General features: G+C 73.0%; 14 protein-coding genes. 6 read left to right on the forward strand and 8 right to left on the reverse strand.

Translation table 11 applies throughout. The features are described from left to right. Position 1 precedes the first annotated feature (1 nt). From OG982_RS14615 to paaA, 6 genes are all read right to left on the reverse strand, one after another. Entirely contained in the window at positions 2-1,144 is a 1,143-nt protein-coding gene (locus tag OG982_RS14615; protein ID WP_266786722.1) for an acyl-CoA dehydrogenase family protein, read from the reverse strand. Positions 1,145-1,276: 132 nt separating this feature from the next. Then, positions 1,277-2,422: a 2Fe-2S iron-sulfur cluster-binding protein gene (locus OG982_RS14620; RefSeq protein WP_266786721.1), complete on the reverse strand. Its 1,146-nt coding sequence runs from the start codon at positions 2,420-2,422 to the stop codon at positions 1,277-1,279. After that, positions 2,423-2,932 carry a 1,2-phenylacetyl-CoA epoxidase subunit PaaD gene (gene paaD / locus OG982_RS14625; RefSeq protein WP_266786720.1) on the reverse strand — a complete coding sequence of 170 codons (510 nt, stop codon included), beginning with the start codon at positions 2,930-2,932 and terminating at the stop codon, positions 2,423-2,425. It lies immediately after the preceding gene. Next, positions 2,926-3,660 carry a 1,2-phenylacetyl-CoA epoxidase subunit PaaC gene (gene paaC, locus OG982_RS14630; RefSeq protein WP_266786719.1) on the reverse strand — a complete coding sequence of 245 codons (735 nt, stop codon included), beginning with the start codon at positions 3,658-3,660 and terminating at the stop codon, positions 2,926-2,928. The genes paaD and paaC overlap by 7 nt, the downstream gene beginning before the upstream one ends. Next, positions 3,657-3,941, reverse strand: a complete 285-nt coding sequence (paaB, locus tag OG982_RS14635) for a 1,2-phenylacetyl-CoA epoxidase subunit PaaB (RefSeq protein ID WP_266786718.1) — start codon at positions 3,939-3,941, stop codon at positions 3,657-3,659. Before paaB ends, paaC begins: the two co-directional genes overlap by 4 nt. Further along, positions 3,938-4,906, reverse strand: a complete 969-nt coding sequence (paaA, locus tag OG982_RS14640; protein WP_266791952.1) for a 1,2-phenylacetyl-CoA epoxidase subunit PaaA — start codon at positions 4,904-4,906, stop codon at positions 3,938-3,940. The genes paaB and paaA overlap by 4 nt, the downstream gene beginning before the upstream one ends. A 228-nt stretch (positions 4,907-5,134) precedes the next feature. Between paaA and OG982_RS14645 the strand changes: the two genes are divergently transcribed. From OG982_RS14645 to OG982_RS14655, 3 genes are all read left to right on the forward strand, one after another. After that, positions 5,135-5,809 carry a DUF5819 family protein gene (locus tag OG982_RS14645; protein WP_266786717.1) on the forward strand — a complete coding sequence of 225 codons (675 nt, stop codon included), beginning with the start codon at positions 5,135-5,137 and terminating at the stop codon, positions 5,807-5,809. Further along, a complete protein-coding gene (locus tag OG982_RS14650) occupies positions 5,806-7,008 on the forward strand; it encodes an HTTM domain-containing protein (RefSeq protein ID WP_266791950.1) in 1,203 nt (400 codons plus the stop codon). The genes OG982_RS14645 and OG982_RS14650 overlap by 4 nt, the downstream gene beginning before the upstream one ends. A gap of 462 nt (positions 7,009-7,470) precedes the next feature. Then, entirely contained in the window at positions 7,471-8,241 is a 771-nt protein-coding gene (locus OG982_RS14655; RefSeq protein WP_266786716.1) for an RNA methyltransferase, read from the forward strand. Here OG982_RS14655 and paaN read toward each other — a convergent pair. Further along, complete coding sequence (gene paaN, locus OG982_RS14660) at positions 8,238-9,920, reverse strand: phenylacetic acid degradation protein PaaN (protein ID WP_266948670.1); 1,683 nt, start codon at positions 9,918-9,920, stop codon at positions 8,238-8,240. The two genes, OG982_RS14655 and paaN, sit on opposite strands and share 4 nt — an antisense overlap. Before the next feature lie 167 nt (positions 9,921-10,087). Between paaN and OG982_RS14665 the strand changes: the two genes are divergently transcribed. Both OG982_RS14665 and OG982_RS14670 read left to right on the forward strand, forming a co-directional pair. After that, entirely contained in the window at positions 10,088-11,602 is a 1,515-nt protein-coding gene (locus tag OG982_RS14665; protein WP_266786714.1) for a 3-hydroxyacyl-CoA dehydrogenase, read from the forward strand. Beyond that, entirely contained in the window at positions 11,599-12,186 is a 588-nt protein-coding gene (locus OG982_RS14670) for a TetR/AcrR family transcriptional regulator (RefSeq protein WP_266786713.1), read from the forward strand. The genes OG982_RS14665 and OG982_RS14670 overlap by 4 nt, the downstream gene beginning before the upstream one ends. Positions 12,187-12,199: 13 nt before the next feature. Here OG982_RS14670 and OG982_RS14675 read toward each other — a convergent pair whose 3' ends face one another. Then, complete coding sequence (locus OG982_RS14675) at positions 12,200-12,739, reverse strand: Lrp/AsnC family transcriptional regulator (protein ID WP_266791949.1); 540 nt, start codon at positions 12,737-12,739, stop codon at positions 12,200-12,202. Between the two features lie 193 nt (positions 12,740-12,932). On the opposite strand from OG982_RS14675, the gene pdhA reads away from it, so the two are divergent. Next, positions 12,933-14,066: a pyruvate dehydrogenase (acetyl-transferring) E1 component subunit alpha gene (gene pdhA / locus OG982_RS14680; protein WP_266786712.1), complete on the forward strand. Its 1,134-nt coding sequence runs from the start codon at positions 12,933-12,935 to the stop codon at positions 14,064-14,066. Positions 14,067-14,072: the final 6 nt, after the last annotated feature.

Here is a 14,072-nt window from a genome sequence, read left to right on the forward strand (position 1 = left end):
GTTACGCGAGGGGGTGGGCGGCCAGGAGGTCGCCCAGGGCCTCCTCGTGTGCCGCGGCGGGGCCGAGCTGGAGCTCCAGTTGCTTGGCCCAGGCGTGGTAGCGGTGCAGCGGGTAGTCGGTGTCGGCGCCGAAGCCGCCGTGCAGGTGCTGGGCGGTCTGCACGACCCGGCGTACCCCCTCCGAGGCCCAGATCTTGGCGACCGCGACGTCGCCCGCGCTCGGCAGCGGTCCGCCGGCGCCGCCCGTCGCGGCGTCCAGCCGCCACGCGGCCTGCCAGAGGGTGACCTCCATGGCGCGCAGGTCGATGTAGCGGTCGGCGGCCTGGACGGCGACGGCCTGGAAGGTGGCCACGGGGAAGCCGAACTGCTCGCGCTTGCCGGTGTATTGGCTCGTCATGGCGAGCACGCTCTCGCCGAGGCCCAGGGCCAGGGCGCAGGTCCCGGTGGCGAGAACCTGGCGGAGCCGGTCCCAGGCGCCGGGGGTGTCGATGAGGTGGGTGGCGGGCACCCGTACGCCGTCCAGGGTGAGTTCGGCGAGCCGCTCCCCGCTGGTGGAGTACTGGTCGGCGAGGGAGAGCCCCGCCGCGGTCCGCGGGATCAGCGCGAGGACGGCGTCCCCTTCGCCGGTGTGGGCGGGTACGGCGATCCAGTCGGCGCTGTGGGCCCAGGGGACGGAGGTCTGGACGCCGTCCAGGGTCCAGTGCGCTTCGTCGCGGCGGGCGACGACGGCGAGTTCGGCCGGGTCGTGGCCGGTGCGGCCGTGGGCGGCGGCGGTGAGGACGAGGGCGCCGCGCCCGGCGCCGGGCAGCAGGGCGGTGGCCAGCTCGGGGCTGCCGTGGGCCTGGACGGACATGGCGGTGGCGCAGTGCTCCAGCAGCGGCACCCGGGCCAGTACCTTCGCGGCCTCGCGCAGGACCAGGCACAGGGCGATGGCGTCGAGCCCGGCCCCGCCGTGTTCCTCGGCGAGGACCAGGCTCAGCAGGTCGGAGCCGGCCAGCTTGGCCCACAGGGGCCGGTCGAACTCGTCGGCGACGGCCCCCGGACTGAGCGCGGGGCTGGGCACGCTGTCGGGCGCGACATCCGCGAAGACGGCCTTGGCCGCCTCGACGGCGGCCTGCTGTTCCTCGGTGAAGGTGAAGTCCACTGCCTGTCCTCCCGCGTGCACCGGATCCCGGATCCCGTTCGGATGTCCGCTCACATCTGACGGAGCGTCAAGATAGAGCAGGTTCCCGGAATTGCCCAGTGCGCGGGGCCCGCGGGCAGCGGACGGCGGGGCTCAGCGGTCGAAGTCGATCTCCACTTCCTCCGTCACCGGGTGCGACTGGCAGGCCAGCACGAACCCGGCCTCCGTCTCCTCGGTCTCCAGCGCGAAGTTGCGGTCCATCCGGACCTCGCCCGTGACCACGAACGCCCGGCAGGTGCCGCACACCCCGCCCTTGCAGGCGTACGGGGCGTCCGCGCGGTTGCGCAGCACGGCGTCCAGCAGGGACTCCCCCTCGCGCACCGGCCAGGTGCCCGAGCGGCCGTCGAGCCTGGCGGTGACCCGCGCGCGGGCGCTGGCGTCCGAGTCGGCGGCGGGGGCCGGCGGCGCGGTGTCCTCGACGTGGAAGATCTCCTCGTGGACCCGGGACCGGACGACGCCGAGGGCGCCCAGGGCCCGCTCGGCGCCCTGCACCAGCCCGTACGGGCCGCACAGGAACCAGCCGGTCACCTCCTCGACCGGCACCAGCGCGGGCAGCAGCGCCGTCAGCCGGGCCTCGTCGAGGCGCCCGGACGGCAGCCCGGCCTCCTGCTCCTCGCGGGAGAGCACCGTGACGAGCTGGAAGCGGTCCGGGTAGCGGTCCTTGAGGTCGGCGACCTCCTCCAGGAACATCGTCGAGGCCGCGCTGCGGTCGCTGCGCACCAGGCAGAACCGGGCCTCGGGCCGGGCCCGCAGCAAGGTGGCGGCGATGGACAGCACCGGGGTGATCCCGCTGCCGCCGACGATCGCCGCGTAGTGCCCGGTGGCCGGGGCGGCGGCCGGGTCCAGTACGAACCGCCCGGCCGGGACCATCACGTCCAGCACGTCCCCGGCGGCGATCTCCTTGTGCGCGAACGTGGAGAACTCGCCGCCCTCCACCAGCCGCACGCCGACCCGCAGCAGGGCCGGGCCCGGGCCGAACGGGTCCGGGGCGGGCGAGCAGATCGAGTAGGTGCGGCGGATCTCCTGGCCCCCGGGGGCGGTCCGGCGCAGGGTGAGGTGCTGGCCGGGCGCGTGCAGGTACTCGGCGCGCAGCTTCTCGGGGACGTCCAGGGTCAGGGCCACCGAGTCGTCGGTGAGGCGGTCGACCGCCGCCACGGTGAGCGGGTGGAACGCGCCGTGGCGTGCGGGGCGGGGGTTCACCAGCGCGGCTGACGGCGCGGACGGCGAGGTCGCAGCCATCTACAGCTCCTTGAAGTGGTCGAACGGTTCGCGGCAGGCGACGCAGCGGCGCAGCGCCTTGCAGGCGGTGGAGGAGAACCGGCTGAGCAGCTCGGTGTCGGTCGATCCGCAGTGGGGGCAGCGGACCGACAGGGTCAGTGAGACCGGTCCGCCGGCCGTGTGCGGGCGCGGCGGGGCGATGCCGAACTCGGCTAGTTTGCGGCGGCCTTCGGCGCTGATGTCGTCGGTGGACCAGGCGGGCGAGAGCACGGTGGTGACCCGCACCTCGGGTATGCCGTGCGCGGTCAGCGCCCGCTCGATGTCGGCGGACATGGCCTCGATGGCCGGGCAGCCCGTGTACGTGGGGGTGAGGGTGACCTCGGCGTGCCCGTCCTCGTGCATCCTCACTCCGCGCATCACGCCGAGCTCGGCGAGGGTGAGCACGGGCAGCTCCGGGTCGGGGACGGAGCCGGCGATCGCGGCCAGCTCCGCCTCCAGGCGGGTCATGCCCGTGTCGGCGGCGGTCACCATGACGCCCCCGGGTGGCTGCGGTGCAGGTGCTGCATCTCGGCGAGCATCCGCCCGAACGGCTCGGTGTGCAGGCCCTGGCGGCCCGCGCCGGCCGCCCAGGCCCCGGTGCGGGGCCCCTCGGGCAGCGTGAGCCCGGCCCGGTCCAGTACGCCGGTCAGCGAGGCCAGCCAGCGCTGCTCCAGGGCGGCCCAGTCCACCTCGACCCCGTCCACGGGCTGGAACATCTCGCCGGTGAACTTCCACAGCGCGTCCAGGGCGGCGCGCATCCGGCGCCGGCTCTCCTGCGTGCCGTCGCCGAGCCGCAGGGTCCACTGCTCGGCGTGGTCGCGGTGGTACGCGGTCTCCTTGACGGCCTTCGCGGCGAGCGGGGCGAACGGACCGTCCCCGGAGGCGAGTTCCGCGTAGAGCTCGTGCTGGTAGAAGGAGAAGTACAGCTGGCGCGCGATGGTGTGCGCGAAGTCGCCGCCGGGCTGCTCGACCAGCTGGAGGTTGCGGAAGGCGCGCTCCTCGCGCAGGAACGCCAGCTCGTCCTCGTCACCCACGAGGGAGAGCAGGACGCGGGCCTGGCCGAGCAGGTCGAGCGCGATGTTGGCGAGCGCGACCTCCTCCTCCAGGACGGGCGCGTGCCCGGCCCACTCGCCGAGGCGGTGGGACAGGATCAGGGCGTCGTCCCCGAGGGCGAGGGCGGCCGCCGTACGGACGACATCGGTGCCGGAGGTGCTGGTCACAGGTGGCTCACCCCCTCCGGGATGTCGTAGAAGGTGGGGTGCCGGTACGGCTTGTCGGCGGACGGGGCGAAGAACGGGTCCCGCTCGTCGGGCGAGGACGCGGTGATCTCGGTGGAGGGCACGACCCAGATCGAGACGCCCTCGTTGCGCCGGGTGTAGAGATCGCGGGCGTTGCGCAGGGCCATCTCCGCGTCGGGGGCGTGCAGGCTTCCCGCGTGCGTGTGCGAGAGGCCGCGCCGCGAGCGCACGAACACCTCCCACAGGGGCCAGTTCTGCGTCATACCCGTGCCTCACTTTCGGTTCGTTCGTGCTTGCGCGCATAGGCCGTGGCGGCGTCCCGCACCCAGGCGCCTTCCTCATGGGCGGTGCGCCGCTGGTTGATGCGCTGTTCGTTGCACGGGCCGTTGCCCTTGAGGACGTTCCAGAACTCGGCCCAGTCGATGGCGCCGAAGTCGTGGTGCCCGCGCTCCTCGTTCCACTTCAGGTCGGGGTCGGGCAGGGTCAGGCCCAGTGCCTCGGCCTGCGGGACGGCGATGTCCACGAAGCGCTGGCGCAGCTCGTCGTTGGAGTGCCGCTTGATCCGCCAGGCCATCGACTGCGCCGAGTGCGCCGATTCGTCGTCCGGCGGGCCGAACATCATCAGCGAGGGCCACCACCAGCGGTCGACCGCGTCCTGCGCCATGGCGTGCTGCGCCTCGGTGCCCTTGGAGAGGGCCATGAGGAGCTCGAAGCCCTGGCGCTGGTGGAAGGACTCCTCCTTGCAGATCCGGACCATGGCGCGGGCGTACGGGCCGTAGGAGCAGCGGCAGATCGGCACCTGGTTGGTGATCGCCGCGCCGTCCACGAGCCAGCCGATCGCGCCGACGTCGGCCCAGGTCAGCGTGGGGTAGTTGAAGATCGAGGAGTACTTCTGCTTACCGGAGTGGAGCTTGTCGAGCAGCTCGTCACGGCTGGTGCCGAGGGTTTCGGCGGCACTGTAGAGGTAGAGGCCGTGGCCGGCCTCGTCCTGCACCTTGGCCATCAGGATCGCCTTGCGGCGCAGCGAGGGCGCGCGCGTGATCCAGTTGGCCTCGGGCTGCATGCCGATGATCTCGGAGTGGGCGTGCTGGGCCATCTGCCGGACCAGCGAGGCCCGGTACTCGTCCGGCATCCAGTCACGCGGTTCCACGCGCTCGTCGGCCGCCACGGCCGCGTCGAAGGCCGCGGCGAGCTGGGCGCCGAGGTCCTGTCCGGCGGCCTCGGGCATGCCGAGGTCCTGCACGCCGGACTGCCCGGCGCCTGTCCCGGGGGCCGCGTTCGGCCCCGTCTCCGGGGTCACTGCCACCATCACGGCCCCCTGTCAGAGCGTGTCGTCCGTCCGCCGGTCCAGCCGACCGACCGATCGTTCGGTTCATCCTCTTCAATGGTGAGACGGCGGCCCGTAGGGTGTCAACCTCTGTGGTCAACCCTGTGGACACCGGATGATCGGGGCAGGATGGATTCGAACGAGCGCGAGCGTGCGGAAGGGGCCCCTCCGGCGGATGTCGCGCCGTCGCCCCGGGCGCCCGGGATCGCTGGTCTGTCCACCCCGTACCGGGTCGTCACCGCGCTGGCACTGGGCGCCGTGGCGGTCGCCGCCTGCTGGCACCTGGCGCTGGTGTTCCTGCACGTCGCCCCGTCGAACACGCTGAGCAAGCGGCACGCCGGGATGATCGACGGCTGGGTCTACCCCGAATTCGAACAGAACTGGAAGCTCTTCGCCCCCAACCCGCTCCAGCAGAACATCGCCGTCGAGGCCCGCGCCCAGGTACGGACGGAGGCCGGAAAGCTGGTCACCGGCACCTGGCGCGACCTGTCCGCCGAGGACGGCGCGGCGATCCGGCACAGCCTGCTGCCGAGCCACACGGAGCAGAACGAGCTCCGGCGGGCCTGGGACTTCTACACCGGCTCCCACGACGAGGACGAGAAGCCGGGCGGCGAGCGCGGCGAGCTGTCGGAGCAGTACCTGCGGCGGATCGCGGTGGACCGGCTGGCCCCCGTGCACACGGAGGGCCGGATCGTACGGATCCAGCTGCGCTCGGCGACCCGGGCGGTGCCCGCTCCGTCGTGGTCGACGGAGCGGACCGACACGCAGACCTATTACCGGGAGCTGCCGTGGTGGACGGTGTGACACGGCTGCGGGCCGCGGCGGGGCGCGGGCTGGCGAAGGCCACCGGGCAGGCGCTGGGGCCGTACCAGAGCGCGGTCGTGCGGATCGGGTTCTCCGCGACGTGGTTGTTCTTCCTGCTGCGGGAGTTCCCGAACCGCGGCGAGCTGTACGGGCCGGACGGGCCGTGGAGCTGGGAGCTGGCGCGGCGGCTGACGGACTCGAACGAGGCGTTCAGCGTGCTGATGTGGTCCGGCTCCGCGCTGTGGTTCGAGTGCGTGTACGCCGTGTCCGTGCTGGCGAGTGCGGCGCTGATGCTGGGCTGGCGGACGCGGACGATGTCCGTGGTGTTCATGGTCGGGGTGCTGTCGCTCCAGAACCGCAGCGTGTTCATGGGGGACGGCGGGGACAACGTCATCCACCTGATGGCGATCTACCTGGTGCTGACGCGGTGCGGGCAGGTGTGGTCGCTGGATGCGCGGGCCCGCCGGGGGGTGGCGCGGGGCTCGCGGGGTTCGCGGGACGTGGCCGGGCCGGTGCTGTGGGGGGTGCTGGGGGTCGTCGTCGGCTACGGGGCGGTGGCGGGGCGGCTCACGGCCGGGTGGCTGGTGGCCTTCGCGGCGGTGTGGGTGGTGCTGGGCCTGTGGTGGACGGTCGAGCGGTACGAGCCGGAGGGTGAGGGCCGGGCGGTCTTGGACGTCCTGGCGAACCTGCTGCACAACGCGGGGATGCTGGTGATCATGGCGGAGGTCTGCCTGATCTACGCGACGGCGGGCTGGTACAAGATCCAGGGCTCGCGGTGGCAGGACGGGACGGCGCTGTACTACCCGTTGCGGCTGGACTACTTCACGCCGTGGCCGGCGCTGTCGGGGGTGCTGGCGGGGAGCGGGGTGCTGGTGATGCTGCTGTCTTACGGGACGGTGGCGGTGCAGGTGGCGTTTCCGTTCACGCTGTTCAATCGGCGGATCAAGAACGTGCTGCTGGCGGTGATGATGCTGGAGCATGCGGGGATCGCGGTGTTGTTGGGGTTGCCGTTCTTTTCGATGGCGATGATCGCCGCCGATGCGGTGTTTTTGCCGACCGGGTTTTTGGTGTGGCTGGGGGTCATGGCCTCTGGGCGCGGGCGCGGGCGCGGGTGGGGGCGGCGGTCGGTGGCCGTGCCGGGGCCTGCGGATGGTGAGGCGGTCGGGGTGCCGGTGGAAGTGGGGCCGGGCGGGCGCTGACCGTCTGAGGGGGTGCCGGGTCCGCTGCGCGGAGCTGCTCCCCGCCCCGCCCTTTCTCCGTCTTCCCGGGCTCCGCCCGGACCCGGTTCGGGTGCGGCGCCGCTGTCGGGGGCCAGCCCCCGAACCCCCGCGCCTCAAACGCCGGCGGGGCTGGATGGGGCCGGCAGGGCCGGGTGGGGCGGCGGGCCGGATGCGTCGGCGGGGCCGTGGGGCTACCGGGATTCGATGGAGCGGCCGGGCTGGATGGGCCTACGGGCCACCGGGGCCACCGGGGCCACCGGGGCTACCGGGGCTACCGGGGCCACCAGGGCCGGTGGGGCCGGTGGGGCCGGTGGGGCGGCGGAGCCGGACGGGGCCGGCGGGGCTGTGGGGCCACTGGGGCTGGGTGGAGTGGCGGGGCTGGGTAGGGCGGTGGGGATCGGTGCGTCGGTGGGGATCGGTCGGGAACGTAGGGTCGGCGGTATGAGTGAGTGGCAGGGGTGTGAGGAGACCGCGCGGCGGTGGCGGGAGGACGTGGAGCGGGGGGATCTTGTTCTGCTCGACGGGTTTCACGCGCTGAAGCACGCCCTGCGGTTCGGGGCGGACGTGCGGGCGGTCGTCGCCGATGATCCGGATGCCGTGCGGGCGCTGGCCGAGGAGCTGGCTCCCGACGTGGCGGCGGAGGTGGGGCGGCTCGTGTGCGCGGCGGAGCTGCGGGCGCTCGTGACCCGGGTGCATCCCACCGGGGTGGCGGCGCTGGCCGTGCGGCCCGATCGGGAGGAAGGGCGGGCCCGGCTCGACCGGCGGCCGCGGAGCGCGCCCGTCGTGGTGCTCGACAATCCCCGGAATCTCGGCAATGTGGGGGCCGTCGTCCGGCTCGCCGCCGGGTTCGGGGCTACCGGCGTGGTGACGCGGGGCGACCTCGACCCCTGGCACCCGAACGTGGTCCGGGCCGGGGCCGGGCTGCACTACGCCACCACCGTGGACCGGGTGGAGATCGACACCCTGCCCTCCGGGCCGCTGTACGCGCTCGACCCGGAGGGCGAGGACATCCGTGCCCTCACCCTCCCGGACGACGCCCTGCTCGCCTTCGGCTCGGAGCGCCACGGGATCTCGCCCGAGCTGCGGGGGCGAGCCGATCATCTGGTGTCCCTGCCGATGCGGCCCCAGGTGTCCAGCTACAACCTGGCCACGAGCGTGGCCATGACGCTCTTCCACTGGGGCGGACCCCACGGCGGACCCCACGCCGGTTAGGCCTGGCGGCGGACCTCCACCACGCGGAAGCGGTTCGCGACGAAGGCGCCGTCGCACAGGGCGGCGTTCGCGGCCGGGTTGCCGCCCGAGCCGTGGAAGTCGGAGAAGGCCGCGGTCTGGTTGACGTAGACCCCGCCGGTCAGGTTGAGGGAGAGCTGCGCGGACTCCTCCAGGCAGACCTCCTCGATGGCCCGCTCGGTGTCCGGGGAGGTGGTGTAGGCGCCCACCGTCATCGCGCCCTTCTCGCGCACCGTGCGGCGCAGGAGGTCCAGGGCGTGCGCCGTGGAGTCCACCGCTACCGCGAAGGAGACCGGGCCGAAGCACTCCGAGAGGTACGGCGCCGAGTCGTCGGGCTTGGCGGCGTCCAGCTTCACCATCACCGGGGTGCGGACCACCGCGTCCGGGAACTCCGGGTTCGCCACCTCGCGGGAGGCCAGCGCGACCTCGCCGAGGCCGGCCGCCGCCTCCAGACGGGTCTTCACGTCCGGGTTGACCAGCGCGCCCAGCAGCGCGTTGGCGCGGGCGTCGTCGCCCAGCAGGCCCCCGACCGAGGCGGCGAGGTCGGCGACGACCTCGTCGTACGTCTTGTGGCCGGCGTCCGTCTCGATGCCGTCGCGCGGGATCAGCAGGTTCTGCGGGGTGGTGCACATCTGGCCGCTGTACAGGGAGAGGGAGAAGGCCAGGTTGGACAGCATGCCCTTGTAGTCGGAGGTCGAGTCGACGACGACCGTGTTGACGCCGGCCTTCTCCGTGTAGACCTGCGCCTGGCGGGCGTTGGCCTCCAGCCAGTCGCCGAACTCGGTGGACCCGGTGTAGTCGATCAGCTTGATCTCGGGGCGGACGGCGAGGGACTTGGCGATGCCCTCGCCCGGACGCTCGACGGCCAGCGCCACCAGGTTCGGGTCGAAGCCGGCCTCTGCGAGGACCTCGCGGGCCACCTTCACCGTCAGCGCGAGCGGGAGCACGGCGCGCGGGTGCGGCTTGACCAGCACCGCGTTGCCCGTGGCCAGCGAGGCGAACAGGCCCGGGTAGCCGTTCCAGGTCGGGAAGGTGTTGCAGCCGATCATCAGCGAGATGCCGCGCGGGACCGCCGTGAAGCTCTTGCCGAGCTCCAGCGGGTCCCTCTTGCCCTGCGGCTTGGACCAGTCGGCCTGGCCCGGGACGCGGGTCTGCTCCTCGTACGCGTAGGCCACGGCCTCCAGGCCGCGGTCCTGCGCGTGCGGGCCGCCGGCCTGGAACGCCATCATGAACGCCTGGCCGCTGGTGTGCATGACCGCGTGCGCGAACTCGTGCGTGCGCGCGCCGATGCGGGCCAGGATCTCGATGCAGACCAGGGCGCGGGCCTCGGGACCGGCGTCGCGCCAGGCGCCCATGCCGGCCTTCATCGCGGGCAGCAGCACGTCCGGGTCGACGTGCGGGTACTCGACGCCCAGCTTCGGGCCGAACGGGGACACCTCGGCGCCGGCCCAGCCGTCCGTACCGGGCTGGCCGAGGTCGAAGCGGGTGCCGCGCACGGCTTCGAAGGCGGCGAGGCCGTCGGCCGGGGCGGTCTCCCCGTACGCCTTGGGGTGCTCGGGGTGCGGGGACCAGTAGGCGCGGCTGCGGATGGCGGCCAGCGCCTGTTCCAGGGTGGGCCGGTGCTTGGCGGACAGCTGGGGGACGGTGAGCGCGGCGGCCATCAGGGACCAACTCCTCGTTGAGCCGGGCAAGATCAGGCTGGTTCGCAGACTGAGATCAGGCAAGGGCGGGTGAAGAAGAGCAGACTGGAGCTAGAGTAACCGAACGATCGGTCGGGACAAGAGGGCCCGGCAGACCTGTGGATAAGTCGGTGCGGGAGGATCGGGTCATGACAGCAATCGAGCGGTCCCGCACAGTGGCGGTCGTCGGCGCCGGCACTATGGGACAGGGCATCGCCCAGGTCGCCCTCCTCGCGGGTCACCGCGTGCTGATCTACGACATCAGCCCCGCGCTCGCCGTCGACGGCGTCGCAGCCGTGCGGGACCGGGTCGAGCGGATGGCCGCCAAGGGCCGCCTGGACCGCGCCGAGGCCGAGGACGCGGCCGGCCGAATCGGTTCGGCGGGCGAACTGGAGGAGCTCGCGGACGCCGCCCTCGTCATCGAGGCCGTCGTCGAGGACGTCACCGTCAAGCGCGCGCTCTTCGCCGCACTCGAAGAGGTGGTTTCGCCGGACGCGCTGCTGGCCACCAACACCTCCTCCCTCTCCGTCACCGAGCTCGCCGCCGGTCTCGCGCACCCCGGCCGCTTCCTCGGCCTGCACTTCTTCAACCCGGCCCCGCTGCTCCCGCTCGTCGAGGTGGTCAGCGGTTTCGCGACCGACGCGGCCGCCGCCGAGCGTGCGTACCGCACCGTGCTGGGCTGGGGGAAGACGCCGGTCCGCTGCGCCGACACCCCCGGCTTCATCGTCAACCGGATCGCCCGCCCCTTCTACGCCGAGGCCTTCTCGGTGTACGAGGAGCAGGGCGCCGACCCCGCCACCATCGACGCCGTGCTGCGCGAGAGCGGCGGCTTCAAGATGGGCCCGTTCCAGCTGACCGACCTGATCGGGCAGGACGTCAACGAGGCGGTCACCCGCTCGGTCTGGGACTCGTTCTTCCGGAGCCCGAAGTTCACGCCCTCCCTCGCGCAGCGCCGGCTGGTCCAGTCGGGCCGCCTCGGCCGCAAGTCGGGGCACGGCTGGTTCCCGTACGGCCCGGACGCGCAGGTGCCCGCCCCGCACACAGCCGGCCCCGAGGAAGCCCCGGCCAAGGTCACCGTCGTCGGCGATCTCGGCCCGGCGGCGGACCTGGCCGACCTCCTGGAGGAGGCGGGGATCGCGGTGACCGCGACCGAGCACGGCGGCCCGTACATCCAGCTGCCGGGCGAGGGCCAGCTCGTCCTCGCGGACGGCAAGACCTCGGTCGAGTTCGCGGACGTCGTCTACTTCGACCTCGCGTTCGACTACCGCGGCGCCACCCGGATCGCGCTCTCGGCCAGCGAGGACACCAGCGAGCGGACCCTCGCCGAGGCGATCGGCCTGTTCCAGAAGCTCGGCAAGAGCGTCTCCGTCATCGGCGACGTCCCCGGCATGATCGTCGCCCGGACCGTCGCGATGCTGATCGACCTCACGGCCGACGCCGTCGCGCGCGGCGTCGCCACCGCCGAGGACATCGACACGGCGATGCGGCTCGGCGTGAACTACCCGCTGGGCCCGTCCGAATGGCACGAGCGCCTCGGCCAGGACTGGGCGTACGACCTGCTGCACCACCTGGACGAACGCTGCCCGGGCGGCCGATACGCGCCCTCGCTGGCGCTGTTCCGGCTCGGCTACGCGGCCGGGGACGAGGGGGAGGAAACGGAATGACCACCGTCAGGCGGGACACGTACACCCCGGAGACGCTGCTGACCGTGGCGGTCCAGGTCTTCAACGAGCGCGGCTACGACGGCACCTCGATGGAGCACCTCTCCAAGGCGGCCGGGATCTCCAAGTCCTCGATCTACCACCACGTGGCCGGCAAGGAAGAGCTGCTGCGGCGCGCGGTCAGCCGGGCGCTCGACGGGCTCTTCGCCGTCCTGGAGGAGCCCGGCGCCGTCCGCGGCCGGGCGGTCGAGCGGGTCGAGTACGTCACGCGGCGCACGGTGGAGGTGCTCCTCGCGGAGCTCCCGTACGTGACGCTGCTGCTGCGCGTGCGCGGCAACACCCGCACCGAGCGCTGGGCCCTGGAGCGGCGGCGCGAGTTCGACCACCAGGTGGCGGACCTCCTGAAGGCCGCCGCGGCCGACGGGGACCTGCGGGCGGACGTGGACATCCGGCTCGCCACCCGCCTGCTGTTCGGCATGGTGAACTCCCTGGTCGAGTGGTACCGCCCGCACCCGGGCGCCGACCACGGCCAGCTCGCCGACGCGGTGGTCCACATGGCCTTCGACGGCCTGCGCACGGCGCCGTAGCAGCCCCAATGGCCTAGTCCTCCGTGATCGGCGGGCCCGCCGGCGTGCCCGGGGCCAGGAGGTCCGTTTCCTCGAACACCAGCAGGGTGCGCGTGGAGAGCACCTCCGGGATGGACTGGAGGCGGGTCAGGACCAGCTCGCGCAGGGTGCGGTTGTCCGGCGTGTGCACCAGCAGGAGGACGTCGAAGTCCCCGCTGACCAGCGCGATGTGCGCCGCGCCCGGCAGTTCGCGGAGCTTTTCGCGGACCGTCCGCCAGGAATTCTGGACGATCTTGAGGGTGATGTACGCCGACGCGCCCTGACCCGCGCGTTCATGGTTGACCCGGGCCGTGAAGCCCCGGATGACCCCGTCGTCGATCAGCCGGTTGATCCGGGCGTAGGCGTTCGCCCGCGACACGTGCACCTGCTCCGCGACCGACCGTATGGACGCGCGGCCGTCCGCCTGGAGCAGTCGCATGATCGACCGGTCGATCGAGTCCAGTGGGCGCGGTGGGACCTGAGGGCCCCCGGGGGCTCCCCCCGGTGGGACCGGTGCGGAACCCGTTCCGGCCATTTGTTCATCCGGCATTGCCCACTGCCTCCCTCTCTTGGACGTCCTGCATCCATCCCAGGGCCCCGGCGCCACTTTGTCCACAGCCTGGAGCCGCCTGTAGCCAAATTGCGTGGACAACCGAACAATCGGTTGGTGAGGCGCCTCACATCCGGGGTGCTCCCTGCCCGCTTCCCATGAGGAGGTGTACGCCGCCATGACGGTCCAAGAGCTGCCCGGTGCCGGTGCGTCCCACCGTTCGACCCCGCCGCCCGCCTGGAGTCCGCGTACGGATGCCGCCCCGCTGCTCCCGGACCCGGAGCCGTACCGGGTGCTGGGCACCGCCGCGGCCGACAAGCTCGACCCCGAGCTGATGCGCCGGTGCTACACCGAGCTGGTCCGCGGCCGCCGCTACAACGCCCAGGCCACCGCGCTGACCCGGCAGGGCCGTCTCGCCGTGTACCCCTCGACGGTCGGCCAGGAGGCCTGCGAGATCGCGGCCGCGCTGGTCCTGGAGGAGCAGGACTGGCTCTTCCCGTCCTACCGCGACACCCTCGCGGCCGTGGCGCGCGGGCTGGACCCCGTACAGGCCCTGACGCTGCTGCGCGGCGACTGGCACACCGGGTACGACCCGCGCGAGCACCGGATAGCCCCGCTGTCCACCCCGCTCGCCACCCAGCTGCCGCACGCGGTGGGCCTGGCGCACGCCGCCCGGCTGCGCGGGGACGACGTGGTCGCCCTCGCCATGGTCGGCGACGGCGGCACCAGCGAGGGCGACTTCCACGAGGCGCTGAACTTCGCGGCCGTCTGGCAGGCCCCGGTGGTCTTCCTGGTCCAGAACAACGGCTTCGCCATCTCCGTCCCGCTCGCCAAGCAGACCGCCGCCCCGACGCTGGCCCACAAGGCCGTGGGGTACGGGATGCCGGGCCGGCTGGTCGACGGCAACGACGTGGCCGCCATGCACGAGGTGCTGGCCGAGGCGGTCCAGCGGGCCCGCTCGGGCGGCGGTCCGACCCTGATCGAGGCGGTCACGTACCGGATCGAGGCCCACACCAACGCCGACGACGCGACCCGCTACCGGGGTGACGCCGAGGTCGAGGCGTGGAAGGCGCACGACCCGGTGGACCTGCTGGAGCGCGAGCTCACGGCGCGCGGCCTGCTGGACGAGGCCGGCATCCAGGAGGCCAAGGCCGCGGCCGAGGTGATGGCGGCGTCGCTGCGCGAGCGGATGAACGCCGAGCCCGTCCTGAACCCGATGGACCTGTTCGAGAACGTCTACGCGCGGCAGACCGGCCGGCTGCGCGAGCAGGCGGAGATGCTGCGCGCCGAGCTCGAAGCGGAGGAGCAGTGAGCACGG

It is taken from the genome of Streptomyces sp. NBC_01551, assembly GCF_026339935.1.
Lineage (GTDB): Bacteria > Actinomycetota > Actinomycetes > Streptomycetales > Streptomycetaceae > Streptomyces.